We start from the raw sequence: 17,527 nt of genomic DNA, 5'->3' as shown, positions 1-17,527 counted from the left end.
AGCAATCGCTTCGTCTGCCTGCATCATCGTATTTAGGATATCTATTACTAACGTCGCCGCGCGGGAGTAATTGTCATATAAATCATTGACCTTTTGATTAGCCTCCGCGTATACTTCCATTGCTTTTTTGGCTTTTCCTTCTGTGTAATAATCAATGTTACCGAGCTTTTCTATATTTGGAGTGGCATTGGTCTCTAGCTCCGTAATAATTTCCTGTAAAAATTTAAAAATGGTTGTCATTTCATCAGGATCAATATTAATAAGCAGACTCGAACCGCCACCATCAGCTTTAAGCATAAGACTTCGCCTCCTTGTAAGGGAAATCCATTTCATCAAAAAGGACCTTCAAGAACCAATATTGGCTGGCATGATAGTATTTCTTATTTACGGTATCCACCATGATCAACTTTTCGTCCTTCGTAAAAATGAGCCATTGTTGATAATAGTGCCAATTAAATCGATCTCTATGTTCCTCTTTAAGATGAAAGAATTCTAGATTCATAAACATCTCTTCCGGTTCAAAATTCTCTGTTTCCCGTCTTTCCTGATGTGATAATTCTTTTTTTAAAAACGTTTTTTCCTTCTCCCCTGGTTCCCTTACAATCAAAGGAAATTGTCCAGATAACATTTTTAACACGGATGCTTTCGACACAACCCGTAACTGATAGCGGCCCATTTCTTTGAGTTCTACCAGTATAATTACTTCATCCCTATCCCGTTCACGAAAAGCAAACAGAAGATTATTGATACGAACATATTTTTCACTTTGATGATAAAATTCAATAACGCGGATGATCATGGCCCCAGCCTTTGTTATTTTTCCATCGGGTGTGATAATCTCCTTCTCAATCAACCGGTCATGCGCCTCTTTAAATACCTCTTCACCCTGTAGTTGGTAAACTTCTTTCTCAGGTAAGCCAAAAAGAACAGTCCCACCAAAGGCTGCCGCTAAAAGGTATAGTTCAGCCACGGAAAACGTATCTGTTGATGATTCGATCATAAATTCTTCACTTCCCTTACTGAACCGTCTTGAAAGAAATCATCTAAGTAGCCGTCGAGATTGTTTAACGCTTTTGTTTGTTTTGCGACAGCAGACTTCATATCATGATGATATTTCTGAATGATTTCCAAATAACTTAAAAAGGAATCCCTAGATTTCCCGCTCCATTTAGCCGAATGAAGGTAAGCGATTAATTGCTCACAAGATTCATAGGTTTGTTCAATCGATTGCTCTAATCCTATAGCCGCGGCCTTCGCTTCATTTGCCTTATCACCGTCAATTCTAACGCTCCCCACTGATTAATCGCTCCAATCTCTCTTTTAACTCATTTAATTCCTTTTCTCTTCTGGCCCTTTCCGCTTCTTCCACTTTTATAGCTAAATTCTTATAATGCAGATATCTTTCATACGCCTTATTTTTAGCCGCCACAAGTGAGCTTCGCTTATCTTGATCGAGCTGGAAATACCTCTTTAATTTTTCATTTAACTCCTCGCGGCTTATTTTAAAATCATTTGAGGGTATTTTCGTATTGGATAAATTCGGAACCGTACCAAGATAAGAACTATAGGCTCCATTTGCATCTGACACCTTTTCATCGTGCTCAGAAATAGCATCTTTTAGTTTTTCATACAACTCATGGTAGTCATCTCTTTTTTTCTCCGTATCACTTTTAAACCAATCAAACATGGACATTCACTTCCTCTCTTTTAAGGTAAGGAGCAGCAATTTTGATCTTCTCGGCTTTGCCCTGTTTAATGTAGTAAGCTTCATATGGAAGTAAGCTTTGCTCTTTATACGGTCGGTTTAAAACATCAAGGATGCTCTGCTCCGTAATTCTTCCAATTAACACGCCCGTCTTTTGTTTCTTCACCGTTGTCGCGATATCATCGTATTGTCTTTCCAATGCGCCATGAACAGCACCGATCACAAAATAAATTCCAACTCTCGCACCTGTTTCGATTAAATTTGCCAATGCAGATTGGCTAGTAAATGACATCGATTCGATGAGGAATGATACATCAGTGATGAAGACAACCATTGGACGAATTTCTTTTAGAAAATCATTCCTAGTTGCACGGCCATTGGTAGCCGATTGTACTTGTCGGAAGGCGTCTTCCCTTGTTTCAAGTAGATGCTGCAGCCGCTCGACAAAGACATCCATTGTTTCACTATGGTCTGCATAAAGATTGACACTTTCCTTATAGACTCTAAATCTTGATGAACTATTATCGATTAAACCGACATCAATATGGTGATTAACTGAAATACTGGCAATCAGAGTTAGATACGTTTGTTCAACCGCATCGATGGTATCACTTAAGATGAGCGTGGTTTGATCTTTCACGACTGATAACTCGATTGGTTCTACCTTTTCAAAATCGACGGCAAATGGAATACCGCCATTGTTTAAAATGGTTTGGGTTACTTGATTTTCAATAAAAGTAGTAAACTCAATGACCTCCGGAACCATTGGAATCGGCAATGGCCACTCCCCATTCCAATCATTCCGCATCTGGCGACTCTCTTCTTGGATTCTATTAATAATGGACAGGGTATCGTCACCTACGACAGGCAGAGCCGTTTGAAATAAGGTGGGCTGCTCTAATTTAACCAAGCCTCTTCCAGGAACTTCTTCAATGAGTAATTCCGTTCTGCCAACAATATTGCGCGCCTCCATGCCATCAATCATAAATAAGGAGATTTGATGTTTAATATTGGCAAGAACTGGGGCTCTCAGCACACTTTGACGACCGGCACTAATCACCATATGAATGCCTACACTAACACCTTCTCTGGCAATTTGGGCCAAGATCTTTTCAAAGTCATCGCGATAAGCAGCATCAGTAACAGAATCGAACGTATCGATGATTAAAAGAATCACAGGGACTTCTTCTCCACTTGCTTGTTCATACATCTGAATATTGGCGACACCGTATTTGCTTAATCGTTGTTTACGCTCCTTCAATTCCTGTTGCAGGCGTCGAAAAAGCTTACCTAGTTTGATTTCTTCATCGACCATAATCGTATCTGCTACGTGTGGCAGTTCCCTCAATGGCAGCAATCCATTTGTTCCAAGATCAATCAAATAGAAATGAACCTGCTTAGGGCTGTGGTGTCTAGCAATATTCATCGCCGCACTTTGTAAAAAGGTAGACTTCCCGTACCCAGGACTTGAAAAGACAGCAATATGACCGTCCTTGGAAAGATTCAATGAAAGTGGTCTTTGTGCCTGCATTTCCGGAAGGTCGAGAAAACCAAACATCACTTCCAACGGTTTCTTTTCCTCAACCCAGGCCTCTTTATAGGCCACTTCATCTAAATCGGGAAGGAAAATCCGCTCCGCTAACGGTGGCAGCCATGGTCTTGGAAGGTCTGCAATCCTTTTTTCCGTTGCATATGCATGAATATAATCCACAACTGCGTCCAGTTCGGTTGGAACCTTGGTAATTTCCCTTTTAGTCGATAGACCACTTAAGTCATCCGAGATGATATCATATTGACCCAAGTCGTTAATGGCATAAATCGTTGTGTCCAATAAGTCCTGTTCATTTTTATCAGGGATATAATCGGCACCGCTCCAGGCACTTTGAAAAAGCTCATAGATTTCATTGTTGCCGACCTGTAAGTAGGCACGCCCTGGAAGCGTAATATTGGCGGCATCCGGCGTCTTCAAAATCTCCGTCGAATCACTGGCGTTTTGTACTTTGAGTGCAAGCTTAAATTTAGAGTTGGACCAGATTTGGTCATCGACGACCCCACTTGGTTTTTGTGTGGCCAAAATCAGATGAATCCCCAGCGAGCGCCCAATACGGGCCGTCGACACCAATTCTTTCATAAATTCTGGCTGCTCGGATTTGAGCTCGGCAAATTCATCTGAGATTAAGAATAAATGTGGCATCGGCTCACGAGCCTCACCTAATTTATATAGTTTTTGATATTGGTTGATATGGTTGACATCATATTGGCCAAATAAACGTTGACGTTTTTGTAATTCTGCTTTAATAGAAGCTAATGCCCTTAATGATTGAGCCCCATCCAAGTTTGTAATCGTTCCTAATAAGTGTGGGAGATTTTTAAATAAATTGGCCATTCCTCCGCCTTTATAATCAATTAACAGAAAAGCAGCTTCATACGGATGAAAATTGACGGCAAGCGAGAGAATATAGGACTGAATGATTTCTGATTTCCCTGAACCCGTCGTACCTGCAACTAAACCATGCGGTCCATGGGCCTTCTCATGCAGATTTAAATTGACGAGATCCTCTTTCCCCCGCAATCCAAGTGGAACAGCGAGGCTTTTATAGGTTTCATTTTGCGTCCAGCGCCAATCAACCCCCAGATCCTCGACCTTCTCTACCCCGTACATTTCAAGAAATGTCACGCTTTCCGGAATCGAGTTCTTTAGATTTTGTAAGTGATGGAGTGGTGCTAATGCCCGCGATAAATCTTCTTTATTGAAACCCTTCGGAAATCGATCTGGTATAAATTTCCGATTGACCAATTCTCCTTTTTCAAGGATCATCGTTCCACTTGTCGTATCACGAATATCAATAACCGTGTTAACATGCTCCGGAAGTGACTGCATCACATCCTGCACGAATACAAGGGAAATACCTAATTCACTTGGGTCTTCATTAAAATATTCCATGACCGAATGGTCTAGGATCATTTTTTCATCGGTAATCAGTACCACGAAATGCGGAGTGAAATATAGTTTTTCATTTTTATTGCTTTTCTCATTGATGGCCAGCTTGCGTTCTTTAATGATTTGATAAAGGGAGTTTAGGACTTGCTCGCGCGATCGTTCGTGATAGACAAAGCCTCTCACGTTTAGATCCCGTAAGCTGGCGTGGGGAAGCCAGCGCATCCATTCCCATTGCCCTTTTTCCTCTTCTGGAAAAATAGTCACAAACTGTACATCATGATAACTATGAAACAAGGCGGTCTGCATCACGAGTAATTGCAACTGTTCCAGCACAAGCAGCCGCTGCCCGATGTAACCAACCGGACCATTCATTAAGGACGTTACTACTGGCACATTCTCAATTGTCAAATACTGTGACTGAAGATTCCGCGCTGCCTCCACCAATTCATCCTTATCAAGGGAAAATTCCTCGGTATTGAATTCAACCTCAAAGCTGGAATGAACTCTCCCTAATCCAAGACGATACATCAGAAAGTCGTGATGGATATTAGTCTTTTCAAAAATACGAGAATCGACTTTCATGGCCATTTCGCATAGTTGTTCTACATTAGGAAAATGATAGTGTAGGGCATGCTGCTGTTCTTGACTTGCTTGATATAATTGCTGTGTTTTCTGTTTCAAATAGTCTCGGTAACTTGTATCCCGCTCCGTTCTATCCAAACGGTATTTCTTTAGGCTTTTAAGATAGGATGTAATGGAAAAGATAACGGTTGTTAAGGTCATCGCTAGCATGATGATGATATAAAAACCATTTGACAGAAAAAAGGACATAATCACCATCGCAGCAATCATCACAAGTGGTGGAACAATCACCCGTGCCAGCTGTTCACTTGGTTTCCCTGGTTTATTGGAAGGTTTAGCAATTCTCTGTTTTTCATTTGGCTCACGATAAATAATTCTGGGTGAACGATGATAATCCGGGTAATGGCTGCCGAAATCCTGTTTCACTCCAAACAAACGACTTAGTTTCACTTCCGTGATGGAGCCCACCCCCTGAAAGGCAAGATCCTCCTGTCCGATCCTCAGCAAAATTCCATCAAAAAACAGCAGATCACCCGGTTCCAGCACCACTTCTTTTGTCCTAACAAAGTTGTGGTAGACTTGACCATCGTAGACTTCAAGTTTAAATGGACTGCCCGAGTGCTCCCTAATGAAGACAAAGTCAAGGGGGGGATTCTCTACCCTGACATCATCGCAGTCATTCGACCCAAACGTAATATGCTCATTTTGGGTCGTATCATAAACACTCCACTCCTGTTCTTCCTGCAAATAAATGTTAATGGGACTATCATATTGCGTTAATGTAAGGCATTCATTTACCCGCAGCTCCCGCTCACCAATTAGGCACACATCACCATTCCAAAATATAGACAAAGCCGGAAACAACTCTAAAAAAGTTAGCGTATGCGCCTGATCATTTCCAGCCGTTACTGTTTTGGATTCATTTATGGTTAAATGGCATTTGTGCAAGTGATCTTTATAGCTCATCAGTAATAATCGTTGTGCCATTCTTCTCTCCCTCTCTACACCTCTAAACATTCATCTGCCTTTTTCGTACTCTTAATTCCCCTCGGCCGCTTCCGTTTCTTTTGCATCTTCAGGCTGTTCCTTAAGATCTTGATTTAATACTTCTTGGCTGCTGGCTTCGTCTACTTGCTCTTGCTCGGCGTGTTCGAGTTTTTCAGGTTTTAGTAAGGAGTCCAAACCATATTTTTCGGCATATGTATCATATTGTTCTTGATATTTTTGGACCTTTTTTTCACGTTCCGTCCCCGTTAATTCCGGGTCATTTTTCGCACTTTCTATTTGTTTAATCAGTCCATACATAATCAATTGAGGATCATCAATAAACTTGGCAAGATCAACGGTTCTGTCAAAAGCACCGCGACCGTTGTAAATCCAATACAACAAATAATTAGGGTCACTTTTCATGCTAATGTTTTTCAAGATGGCCTCTTTTTGATCATCTGATAATTTCTCGGATTTAATAAACGAGTAGGCCAGGATGTATTTACTTGGTTCTGGTAACTTTTCTGGCTTCTGACCTTCTAAATCAGTAATGACATTCCCATAATCTACTGATAAAAAATGACGATGTGCTTCCAGGAGATGTTGTTGAAAAGGTGTTTTGACAAAACTGAGATAGACGAGTGGTACGGCTAAAATAATCGAAAGAGCCATCATGATAAACGTTAATTGTTTGAATAGAAGAAATCGCTTTTTCGGTACAACTAATAGGCTTTTTTCGGCCTCAATTTTTTCCTTGGTGAAATTGTCTTCTAAAAGCTTGATCAAAGACTCCCAATCGTTTGTTTCACTTATTTGACGTTCAAAGGAGGTATCCTTGGCATTTTTCAAAGAACCCGCATAAAGCTCTTCAAAGCTATATTTCTTTGAAAATAGCGCAATAATAAAACATTTATATTGGAGAATAAATTTGTCTTCATTCAGTTCATACGGGGGAATGACATCCCGGATACCACGAAACACAATGGCTGGTAAGAGATTATCATCGAAAATCAGATTATCCGGATGTAAGAAGAATGTCATGCGTGTGGTTAGGATTTTTTTTAAGCGAGCAAGATTACATAACAGGCGCAATTTATCTTTTCGATTAAGCTTTCGTACATCTTCCCACATCTGCGCTTGTGAATGGACTTTAAATGAAAAGGTAAAAATAGTCTCTCCTTCTTCAACCAATACGGGTACGAATAAATCTGAGTCTTGATTCATTAATGCCAATTGTCGGTCATCTTTCACGCGCGTTTGGGATTTCGGCAGCTTTAGCTGCCATAGATCATCATGAATGAGAAACTGGTATGTCATGGACTCCAATTGGATCGTTTTTTCGATCATGTGTATTGACTCCTTTTGAGAAACAGGCGCCAAAGGCAATACAATGGTGCCTGTTTCTATATCTTATAAAACAAGTAAAAGATCTCCATTTGTCACTGGATAATCGATAAGTCGGTCATCATCCGTCAATAAAAGTTCTTTGTGAGCTACCTTAACGGCAAAAAGGGATGCCTTTGTCAGATCAAGATTCAAGGTTTCTGCCAAATTCACCAGAAGTTGTTTAATAGGTTGGTACACAGGGATTCTTACATCATATTGACCTTGATCCCACTTCCCAAAATCAACAGTTACGTTAACATGTGTTTGATTAGGCATGGTCTCTCTCCTTTACGCCAGCATTTTTCTCATCATGGTAAAAATCCCGCCACAGCCAAGGACAACCATTCCAAAGAAAGCTGTTAATGTTTTGGAGTCTAACAAATCATCATTATTTGTTTCGGTAGTCTTCTGAGTGGGAGCAGCTGTATATTGAACGGTATAATCACTCGAAAACAAAACCTTTTCAGTATTTTGTATGGTTAGATTTGGCGCTCTTGGTATAGTAAAAAGTTCTTGTTCCACTACCTCTGTTGACCGTTCCATTTCTCCTTGTTTAGCTTCTATCGCCGCCCGCGTTTGTTCCTTGAATAAATCAGGCGCTATTTTTTCCAATTCCGTCTCTTTATAATCTTGTGTTTCAAGACTCTTCCTTTCAATCGCATCTTGGCCAATACGTTCTGACTGCACGCGTATCTTTCCACTATGGTCAAGGTTTGTATCGGCCAAGGGGTGAAGAGAAAACAAAGTGTGAATGCCTGCAATAAAGACGACACTACTAAAGAGCTTCACTAATTCCTTCATCACGAACCTCCTTGCTTTTGGCCACACGATGTGAGACGAATAAGTGGCCCACCAGACTGACAACCACGATAGCGATTAGACCAATCATGATTAATTTACTATCTGATGCCCGACTACCAAACTCCAGCAACAACTTCTCAATATATTGCAATGGTGAGTACGCTCGTAATTTAGCAGCGACAGAGAGTTTGTCGATCCGAAGTCCAAGCGCTTCTGTTAGGAATAAATACAGGCTCAAGATTACCAATAGAATAAACATGCCAAACATTTTTAATTGCCGTAATAGATAGGTAGCTACCAGGAGAATCGTGAACATAACTAAGGTAATGTAACCAGTCCATTGCAGGAATTTCCCTTCACCCATTTGCAACAGATACGCCGAAACTATGCCAATCACTAAACCCTCAATTAGACCAATACTAGCCGTAATAATGGTAATCGGAGTATTATGACCAAAAATAGTTCTTTCTTCAGCAAATGAATCCTTTTGGAGACGTCTTCGCTCATTAGTAGAGATGACATACGCTGTGAATAAGGCAACAATGAAGCAGATTAATACAACGAAATAAGGCGTAAATGTGTCGCCTGCAGCCATCACTCCAGCATTTTTAGTCTCGACCGGATTAGATAGAAAACTTAACAGTTCTTCATTTGGCCGTTCGCCAATCCGGCTGTTGGCAAGCACCTGTGCAAAATTATCCGCGAAGCTTTGATCCTCTGCCAATTTATTCGTTAATTCATTGGACAGATTTCCTGCCTGTTTTACTAGAGTCGTGCCACTGGCCTGAATTTCCTTTGCTTGTTGATCAATGGCATCAAAGGTATGATAAACCGTTTCGGCAGAAGCTAGATTGTTCTTCGACTGATCCGCAAGCGATTGACTTGCAGCAAGCAAAGTATTAAATTCATTGCCCAATGACAGAACAACCTTTTGTTCATCCTCTCCATTCATCAAGATTTTCGTTTGTTCAGTTTGTAAATGAAGACTTTCTTCCCGCCATGCCGCCAAATCCTTTAACGTTTCAGCCAGATGGGTGTTCAGCAGTTCAGCTTGTTCGGTTGTTCCCTTAATCCTCTCGGTCAATTGTACTGAATTTTGATTGGCGTTCGTAACAAGTTGAATATACTCATCCACTTTGCTTTTTACATCCTCTGTCTGCTGTCGAACTTCTTCTGTAATTTGTTCGGCTATATAATTTGCTAACACGTCGACAATATCTTGTTTATTAAATAAATAATAAAGAGAATCCTCTCCGGACAGATCGCTTAAATTAGTCTGTCGCAAATCATTTACGAAATCGGCACGATTGAATTGGTCCATTGTGATGCCGAAATAGCTTCCATATAACATTTGCAATTTCTGATAATCACTGACCGTATCACTTGCAGCGTTGATTAAAACATTGGACACATTACTCATCAATGGTGACATCACTTGGTGGGTAATATGATTATTAAAAATCGTCAATTTTATAATTGGGTTGGGATTTTGGTTATCATCCTGTTCTGTCGTGCTGCTTGGATCTGCAGGAATAGCTGGATCAATAATGCTAGTTCCTTGTTCACTGCTTTGAGCTGGATCAGTAATGCTAGTTATTGTTTCCGTTATCCCATTTACTGGTTCCGTGGCATTAATCACTGGGCCAGCAGTTTCTGGCTGGTCAGGAGTATCCACATTGGTGACATCCTTTTGGTCCAGTTCCCAATTCCATGTAACCGGTTGGAAAACATCAATTTTGGTATCCGCTTCTTTCAGCCTAACCTTTAGGTTCACCTTGAATTGTCCTTTATCGGTGGCGGGAAGAACCAGCTTCTGATTTTGAAGAAATGGCTCAGTGTAATCCATTTCATCGCTATTTGGTAATGTCAGCAACACTTGAGTTACTTCAAATGCCTTAGGAATCGATAAGGTAAATTCCTGTCCTGTCTTCTTATTCCTTGGCAGGCTTACCGTGTCTGTTAAAGTGACACCTTCTGACTGTAACGCCGTTTTGAGTTGGTTCACTCGTTCGGACAATGGAATGCTAGTTGAATGGTTGTTAGGAATATAATCAAATTCGTTATTGTATTTATTTGTAACAGCCAAGATATTTTTCAACTGTGTGAGCGTTGGCTCATTTAAGCCTAAACCGTCTAAATCACTGGGATTTAACGAAGGCAGTTGATCAATTTGCTTTTGGATCGTGTTCCTGGCACTTTCATCCGGCTTTGCAAAAATTTGATTTAAGTAGACATTCTGCTCTTCACCAGATTTATTCTTCATTTCCTGTTTTAACTTTTCACCAATGGATTGCTGCATGTCAGAAGCCAATGTTTCCGTCAACTTTATGTTCAGTTGATCGATTTTTTCCTTCGTGTTCGTAAGATATGCTTGCAGGGCAGCTGCTTCTGACAAGATTGTTGCAGTTTGTTCATCATTTGGCTGGAACTGATCATTGATGGCATTATTTGCGGTAGATAAATAATCTAATTGCTGTAGAACAGCGTCATCATTCATATCACGATCTAACAGGCTAAGCTGGTCGGAGAAGTCTTTTGACGTAAGTCCATTGGCAGCTAGCAGTTTTGTATACTCCATATAACTGGATTGATGCGTGGTGCCAGCTTTGACCCCCTCGCCAAGGCCCGTTTCAAATTCCTTTAAAATACCCTGTAAGCCTGTGAAGCTCTCTCTGGATAGATTTGTATTACTCTCCACCGCTCCAAACTGGGCAGTGTATCCGTCTAATGGACGGTGGACGGCATTTTGATAGAAATTGGTATAGTCTTTCTCTTTCTTTACCAATGTACCAATATTGTCTTGGGCATCGTGCAAATTCCCAATTACACTGGCAAAATAGACATCTATAATTTGGCGATTAAAATCCCCTAAGATCGAGCTTGCCGTTTTCTCTGCCATCGCCTTCATATTGCCGTTTTCGGAGGCATTAATCTTGTAGCTCAATACCACCTGTTCCGGTGATGGCGAATCAATCGATAACGCCTTCTGGGTAAAGTCATTCGGAATGACAATCATCATATTGTAGACATTCCGCTCTAGGCCGCTTTCCGCAACGCCACGGCTGACCACATACCAATTATGTTCATCATCATTTTCTATATTCTTGATAAATTCAGCACCGAATTCATAATTCTTGTCATTAAATTTGGCCCCTTGATCCTCATTGACCAATGCTACTGTCATCTTTTGATCATCTTTGCTGGCATTACTTTTTGTCGCATGATTCAATGCCAAATACGTGATACCAGAAGATAGTACAAGGACCAATACCAGAAATAACAATACCCCCCGCTCAAACCTTTTCATCCAATCAACCCCTGAAGATGTATTTATGTTCTTTTTCTCTCTATATAAAAAAGTAATTTACTATGTAAGAAGACGTTTGGTGTATAAAGAACAAAAGCCACACAACGATTGTCGCGTGGCTTTTATTGGGAACATAGTCCCGAATGACTCATTCCACTTCATAATCTTGCAATCTACTAGAGGATCGGACTAATTAAGCCCAAAATTTTGTGATAACTGCTCATCCTGTTGAGCCACTGCATCCGCAGTTTTGTTCAATTGTGTGTTAATTTCTTGCATTAATTGAGCAAAATTTTGTACCTTTGGCTTCAACTGGTTGAACTGATCATCAAATCTTTGGAAGGCACGACCTTCCCATTCACCACGAAGTTCATTTTGTAAATTAGTTAAATCCTTTAAAATTTGCTCAATTTGTTGTGAGCTTTGTCCATAGCGAGTCGCTTTAGCTTTTAACTCCGCTGGGGTCATACGAATTTGTCCAGCCATTTTTCTCCATCTCCTCTACCTATATATTTGTCCTTAGAAAACAGACAATTTTTATCATATTAATTTCATGATAAACATCGTAAGCTTTACTCGTATTACCAATGTGATGAAAATGTTAATTCGCTTTTTTCCAGACCATTTACACTGTTTTGGAATTAAATTCCTATCTATTTATTTAACATAGGTTCCAGAAACATTCAAATATGCCTAGTATCAAGCGGCTTTTTATCTAGTACTTTCTTGCCTAATTTACATTGAAACTAAGATTTTCTGGGTGGAAATGAGGAGAAAATGATTCTTTCATAACGAGGCAAAAGGATGGTTTTTTAGGAATGAAAATTTCAAATATTAAAAATCGTAGAACTTTTTACCTGTTTTTTTAGTTAATCATGGATCTTACAGTAATTAAAAATTCATAATTTTCCCTTGACAAATATTAGGGGAATTTATTTGCGCTTAAAGTTTATCCTTTGACCAACACAAAAAAGGTCCCCCCAACTAGTTTAAGTCAACTGATGAGGGACCTTTTTTAATTTTAAGTCTGGCCTTTATTATCTTCGTAGATGTCAGTAGGCCTACTTGACCATTAAGGCAACTAATTTATAGTTTTGTTTCTTCTTGACTACTTTGTTGATCACTAGCTGCACTATTTTGTTGTTCATTAAATAACTTTTGGGCTTCGGAGCTAATTTCGACCGTATCCTGTTGCTGTTTAGCTGTCTGTTGTTGAGTTGCTCCGCTCTTGTTCTCGTTTGATTGTAGTTGTTGAATCTGGATATCAATCTGTTGAATTTCTTGCTGGTACTCCTGTACTTTTTTCTGCTTTGTTTTTTCATCATCCTTAGAGAGATTTTCTTGTTGAATCTCTTGCTGAATCTTTTGTTTCTGCTTTTGTAAATCCTTGATGGAACTGGATGAATCATTGGATGTTTGCGTCGTATAGTTTGAATTACTTACAGATGAAACTTGCATATTGCATCCTTCTCTCTCGTTTATAAATCTGCTTTTTTAATGAATTTCACAATCTATATTTGATCATATTTCTTCAACCTTAATATTTACTTAATGAAAGGTCACCTAAAAAAAAAACAAAGGCACAACTAGCTAAAATCCGCTAGTTGTGCCTTTGTTTGTGCAAAATGTCCGATTTATTCTATATTATGAACATTCAATACAATGAAATACACTGAGCCAGTTCAAAACACGCCCTATTTAGATCGATCCCTACCTAGTGGGACGATAAGCGGTGTATGGGTGACCGGGTCTTTGATAACCTTGCACTTTAGACCAAAAACTTCTTCAACGAGTTCTTCGGTGACGATGTCAGATGGGTGGCCTTGGGCAATAACCTTGCCCGCTTTCATAGCGATCAGATGGGTGGCATAGCGGGCAGCATGATTTAAATCATGGAGCACAGCCACTAAAGTATTTCCTTGTTCATTAAGATCTGTAAATAATTCGAGTAACTCAATTTGGTGTGAGATATCTAAGTAAGTCGTCGGTTCATCCAAAAGAAGCAATGGGGTTTGTTGAGCAAGCACCATTGCGACCCAGACTCGTTGACGTTGGCCTCCAGAAAGCTCATCTACAAAGCGGTTGGCAAGCTCTGTTGTATTGGTCAACTCCATCGCGGTCATAACGGCATGTTCGTCTGCCTCTGTCCATTGCTGAATGAGATTCTGATAAGGATAACGTCCATGTGCGACCAAATTGGCGACAGTAATTCCATCAGGAGCAGTTGATGATTGTGGCAGAAGACCAAGCTTTTTCGCCACTTCCTTTGATTTATACGTACTAATTTTTTTTCCGTCTAATAGCACATGACCCTTTGAAGGTTTAATCAAATTGGAAAGGGTACGCAAAAGGGTAGATTTCCCACATGCATTAGGTCCAATAATAACCGTAAAGGATTGGTCCGGTATCTCAATCGAAAGGTTTTGGGAAATCACTCGATGATCGTATTGGGTGGTGACATCTTCTACTCCTAGACGCGAACGTATAGGCGAAATCGTTTGGCTTTGAAGTTCTGCTTTTGTTATGACCATAATCAATGACAACCTCTTTCAGAATATAGGAATAGTCAAAAGTCCTATAAAAAAATGACTCTTATCTTAATTAGTGTTTGTTTGCTAGGCAGAGCGGGCTTGGTGAAACAATAACCAAACTAAGTACAAGCCTCCAAGGGATAAGGTTAGCACCCCTACAGGCAGAATCATTCCGGGAATCATTCTCTGTGCCAGAACATCAGCACTTAATAATACAAAGGCACCGACAGCTGCCGTTGGAGCTAGGCTTTCAGCCGTATTTGTAAAGCGCAGAGCAATTTGCGGAGCAGCTAATGCCACAAAGGTAACCGGCCCCATTATGGCTGTCGCAGATGCTGTTAAGGCCACGGCAATCAAAATCAATAAAAATTGTGTCCGATCGAAATGGACACCATGGGACTTGGCCGCATCCTTGCCCAACTCCATTTCACGGAGAGGCCGATTCATGATCACCGCAAATATAAGCAACACCAATACAAACAGGATGGCTGGCAGCACATGGGACCAATCGATTCCATTTAAGGACCCTACTCCCCAGGAACCCGCTGTTAACGCAACCTCAGCTTGACTTTGAAGAAGCAGCATCGAATTGACACTGCCTAAAACGGTCGAAATGGCAATCCCGACAATAATTAATCGGAAGCCCTGTGTCCCTTTACGAAATGCAAATAGATAAATGACCAATGCTGTCGCAAATCCGCCGATAAGCGCACCCATTGCGATAGTGGTAAAGGACATCGACTTGATGACTAGCATCACGACCAAGGCACCTGTATAGGAGCCTGAAGTAAAGCCTAGAATGTCAGGCGATCCTAACGGATTCCGAGTAATCGATTGAAAAATCGAGCCGCTTACCGCCAGACCCGCTCCAAAAACAATTGCGGCTAATACTCGCGGCAACCGCCAATCGATAACAACCGTCCGTTTGAATCCTGTCATGTCACCAAAAAGCGCAGAAAACACCTCAGCAACACTTAATTTAAGTGTTCCAACCATGAGGGAAAACATGGCAAGGCCTATTATAGCTGCGAGGAAAATCGCAGTAATACTCATACTTCTTATATCTAAGCGCAGCTTCACTGGTCCTTTTAGCTGCAAATATTTCCGTCCAAAATCAATACGACCCATGTGATTCACTCCTTTTACCGTTAAACCCTGATATCACTGTTCTTGTCCCGTCATCATAAACTACTCACTTTTCGTCTCCTCACAAGGATAAGAAGAATGGGGGCACCGACAAATCCTGTGATAATGCCGACCGGAACCTCTGCTGGAGACATGACGATCCTTCCAATAATATCAGATAGAAGCAAAATCAACGGGGCAATGACCAAGGAATAGAGAAAAATCCATGGTTGGTCGGGACCGATAAACCAGCGCACACAATGGGGAACCATTAATCCGAGAAAAACGATTGGGCCCGCAATCGCTGTTGCTCCCCCCGCTAATAGCGTAATGGAAATAAGACCAAAGATTCGAATCATCTTCACGTTCACCCCAAGGGAGGAAGCTCGATCGTCACCATAGGCTATCGCATTTAATGATGGAGCAATCACTAAGGCTACTAAAATACCCAATACGAGAAATGGGATAATCGGCCAAAGATCCTCAAGACCTTTTCTAGCTAACGAACCCACTCTCCAATTCAACATTCCGGCAAATGCTCGGCTATTCATCAAAGATAACGCAGTCGTTATTCCGTCCAATGCCGCAGCCATAGCCACTCCGGCAAGGGTAATTTGTTCAGGAGTGGGAGCTTTCTTGCCTGCGCCACCACCGATGAAATAGATGGCAATGGTTGCGAGTAATGCCCCAGCGAGTGCAAACCATATATAGCTTGACGTTGATGTAATAGAAAAAACGCCTACTGCCAATGCAACAGCAAAGGCTGCCCCTGCATTCACGCCAAGAATGCCAGGGTCAGCCAGTGGATTCCGTGTTAATGCCTGGATTACAGCTCCTGCCAGACCAAAGGCTGGTCCAACCGCAAGGGCAATAATGGTCCGAGGTATACGGGACTCATGAATAATCGTATAGTCATAACTATTGGCGGAAGAAAACAGAGCATTCCAAACGACGCCAAAGGAAAGTGGCTTCGCTCCAATCATGAGACTTAGGAAGACAACCACCGCTAAAAGCAATAGGGCGAAGACTAATCCTATAATCCGTTGCAACCGTAAGGCAGTAATTGGCTTCCTACTCTTTTCAACTACTTTTTTGGGTTCACCATTTGGCTGCTTACTTGCTGTCACTAGTTTCACTCCCCGCCTTCTAAGGCCTTATTAAACATAGCTGGCAATTGATCAATTGCCCATAGTAAGGCTGGTACTGTACCTGCTGAGAAGGCATTTGCATAATCGCCATCAATAATCATGGATCTTCCATCAGCAACGGAAGGAATTTTTTGATAAAGGGCATTGCCAGTTACTTCTTTTGTACCAACAAAAATCGGTAAAATAACGGTTAAGTCAGCATCTAAAAGTTCTAATTGTTCGTCTGCTACTTTAATATAAAAAGCACCGTTTGCTTGTGTTTCAATTTCCTCTTTATTTGTAAAGCCTAGCTTGGTCATAAAATCAACACGGGAATCACCGTTTACATATGCTCCCCAACCTTCAGCTGTGTATGCACCTACTGCAACAGTTTTACCAGTAAATTGTGGGTATTTTTCCTTTGCTTTTGCAAAAGCCGTGTCAACATCTTTCAATAATTGTTCTCCTTCTTTTTCCTTACCAAAGGCTTTCGCAATCATTTGAACTTGTTGTTGATAAGAGGTCAAGTAGTTATCGCCACCTTCAGGAACACCGATAGTTGGGGCAATTTCAGAAAGACGATTGTAACGCTCTTGATCACCGGAAGATCTAACATCGAGTATTAGGTCTGGCTCAAGTGACGCAATTTGCTCATAATCAAGTTCCATCGTTCCAAGAATGGTTGGGGCAGTCTTGTATGCTCCTTTTAACCAAGGACCTACACCTTCGCCACCAAAAGCAAGCCAGTCACTAGCGCCAATAGGTTCTACTCCAAGGGCTAAAGCGGTTTCAGCATCACCCCAGCCAAGGGCAACAATACGTTTAGGCTCTTTCTTTATCTCTACTTTACCGAATTTCGTTTCAATGGTAGTACTAGTAAAGTCATTTGTTTCCTTATCTGATTTAGTCTTAGGCTCTTCACTAGTGTCAGAACCACATCCAACTAATCCAATCGCTACAATCAAAACCATAATAAAGCTTAACAGTTTGGTTAGACTTAAACTTTTCATCTTTGATGTATTCCCCTCTCGACAA

Annotated in this window: 15 protein-coding genes; all 15 read right to left on the bottom strand. The window is 40.9% G+C overall.

What is annotated here, in order from left to right:
• A partial coding sequence (locus TY15_RS14635) for a hypothetical protein (protein WP_042374910.1) occupies positions 1-297 on the bottom strand: 297 nt, incomplete at its 3' end.
• A complete protein-coding gene (locus TY15_RS14630) occupies positions 290-1,000 on the bottom strand; it encodes a DUF5081 family protein (RefSeq protein ID WP_040205551.1) in 711 nt (236 codons plus the stop codon). The genes TY15_RS14635 and TY15_RS14630, both read right to left, overlap by 8 nt.
• On the bottom strand, positions 997-1,296 hold the full coding sequence (locus tag TY15_RS14625; protein ID WP_040205552.1) for a WXG100 family type VII secretion target: 300 nt from the start codon (positions 1,294-1,296) through the stop codon (positions 997-999). Before TY15_RS14625 ends, TY15_RS14630 begins: the two co-directional genes overlap by 4 nt.
• Positions 1,283-1,687 (bottom strand): hypothetical protein, encoded by a 405-nt coding sequence (locus tag TY15_RS14620; protein ID WP_052353793.1) that lies wholly within the window; start codon positions 1,685-1,687, stop codon positions 1,283-1,285. Before TY15_RS14620 ends, TY15_RS14625 begins: the two co-directional genes overlap by 14 nt.
• On the bottom strand, positions 1,680-6,215 hold the full coding sequence (essC, locus tag TY15_RS14615; protein WP_040205556.1) for a type VII secretion protein EssC: 4,536 nt from the start codon (positions 6,213-6,215) through the stop codon (positions 1,680-1,682). The genes TY15_RS14620 and essC overlap by 8 nt, the downstream gene beginning before the upstream one ends.
• A gap of 51 nt (positions 6,216-6,266) precedes the next feature.
• Complete coding sequence (gene essB / locus TY15_RS14610; protein WP_040205558.1) at positions 6,267-7,562, bottom strand: type VII secretion protein EssB; 1,296 nt, start codon at positions 7,560-7,562, stop codon at positions 6,267-6,269.
• Positions 7,563-7,625: 63 nt separating this feature from the next.
• Complete coding sequence (locus TY15_RS14605; RefSeq protein WP_040205560.1) at positions 7,626-7,877, bottom strand: EsaB/YukD family protein; 252 nt, start codon at positions 7,875-7,877, stop codon at positions 7,626-7,628.
• A gap of 12 nt (positions 7,878-7,889) precedes the next feature.
• Positions 7,890-8,402, bottom strand: a complete 513-nt coding sequence (gene essA / locus TY15_RS14600; protein WP_040205562.1) for a type VII secretion protein EssA — start codon at positions 8,400-8,402, stop codon at positions 7,890-7,892.
• Complete coding sequence (gene esaA, locus TY15_RS14595) at positions 8,377-11,709, bottom strand: type VII secretion protein EsaA (RefSeq protein WP_052353792.1); 3,333 nt, start codon at positions 11,707-11,709, stop codon at positions 8,377-8,379. The genes essA and esaA overlap by 26 nt, the downstream gene beginning before the upstream one ends.
• Before the next feature lie 189 nt (positions 11,710-11,898).
• Positions 11,899-12,195, bottom strand: coding sequence for a WXG100 family type VII secretion target (locus TY15_RS14590; RefSeq protein WP_040205564.1), 297 nt, complete (start codon positions 12,193-12,195; stop codon positions 11,899-11,901).
• A gap of 600 nt (positions 12,196-12,795) precedes the next feature.
• On the bottom strand, positions 12,796-13,167 hold the full coding sequence (locus tag TY15_RS23220; RefSeq protein WP_052353791.1) for a hypothetical protein: 372 nt from the start codon (positions 13,165-13,167) through the stop codon (positions 12,796-12,798).
• Positions 13,168-13,403: 236 nt separating this feature from the next.
• Complete coding sequence (locus TY15_RS14580) at positions 13,404-14,240, bottom strand: ABC transporter ATP-binding protein (protein ID WP_040205632.1); 837 nt, start codon at positions 14,238-14,240, stop codon at positions 13,404-13,406.
• An 84-nt stretch (positions 14,241-14,324) separates the two neighbouring features.
• Complete coding sequence (locus TY15_RS14575) at positions 14,325-15,368, bottom strand: FecCD family ABC transporter permease (protein ID WP_040205565.1); 1,044 nt, start codon at positions 15,366-15,368, stop codon at positions 14,325-14,327.
• A gap of 53 nt (positions 15,369-15,421) precedes the next feature.
• Positions 15,422-16,492 carry a FecCD family ABC transporter permease gene (locus TY15_RS14570; protein ID WP_040205634.1) on the bottom strand — a complete coding sequence of 357 codons (1,071 nt, stop codon included), beginning with the start codon at positions 16,490-16,492 and terminating at the stop codon, positions 15,422-15,424.
• A 5-nt stretch (positions 16,493-16,497) separates the two neighbouring features.
• A complete protein-coding gene (locus TY15_RS14565; RefSeq protein WP_040205566.1) occupies positions 16,498-17,502 on the bottom strand; it encodes an iron-siderophore ABC transporter substrate-binding protein in 1,005 nt (334 codons plus the stop codon).
• Between the last annotated feature and the right edge of the window lie 25 nt (positions 17,503-17,527).

Source organism: Neobacillus jeddahensis (assembly GCF_000612625.1).
Classification (GTDB): Bacteria; Bacillota; Bacilli; order Bacillales; family Cytobacillaceae; genus Neobacillus; species Neobacillus jeddahensis.
The sequence above is the reverse complement of the archived record's forward strand: the minus strand, read 5'-3'. Positions and strand labels throughout refer to the sequence as shown.

Coding starts and splice junctions, on each gene's coding strand:
- essC (WP_040205556.1), bottom strand. CDS start 6,215: ATGGCACAACGATTATTACTGATGAGCTATAAAGATCACTTGCACAAA.
- TY15_RS14630 (WP_040205551.1), bottom strand. CDS start 1,000: ATGATCGAATCATCAACAGATACGTTTTCCGTGGCTGAACTATACCTT.
- TY15_RS14590 (WP_040205564.1), bottom strand. CDS start 12,195: ATGGCTGGACAAATTCGTATGACCCCAGCGGAGTTAAAAGCTAAAGCG.
- TY15_RS14565 (WP_040205566.1), bottom strand. CDS start 17,502: ATGAAAAGTTTAAGTCTAACCAAACTGTTAAGCTTTATTATGGTTTTG.
- essA (WP_040205562.1), bottom strand. CDS start 8,402: ATGAAGGAATTAGTGAAGCTCTTTAGTAGTGTCGTCTTTATTGCAGGC.
- TY15_RS23220 (WP_052353791.1), bottom strand. CDS start 13,167: ATGCAAGTTTCATCTGTAAGTAATTCAAACTATACGACGCAAACATCC.
- TY15_RS14620 (WP_052353793.1), bottom strand. CDS start 1,687: ATGTTTGATTGGTTTAAAAGTGATACGGAGAAAAAAAGAGATGACTAC.
- esaA (WP_052353792.1), bottom strand. CDS start 11,709: ATGAAAAGGTTTGAGCGGGGGGTATTGTTATTTCTGGTATTGGTCCTT.
- TY15_RS14605 (WP_040205560.1), bottom strand. CDS start 7,877: ATGCCTAATCAAACACATGTTAACGTAACTGTTGATTTTGGGAAGTGG.
- TY15_RS14580 (WP_040205632.1), bottom strand. CDS start 14,240: ATGGTCATAACAAAAGCAGAACTTCAAAGCCAAACGATTTCGCCTATA.
- TY15_RS14575 (WP_040205565.1), bottom strand. CDS start 15,368: ATGGGTCGTATTGATTTTGGACGGAAATATTTGCAGCTAAAAGGACCA.
- essB (WP_040205558.1), bottom strand. CDS start 7,562: ATGATCGAAAAAACGATCCAATTGGAGTCCATGACATACCAGTTTCTC.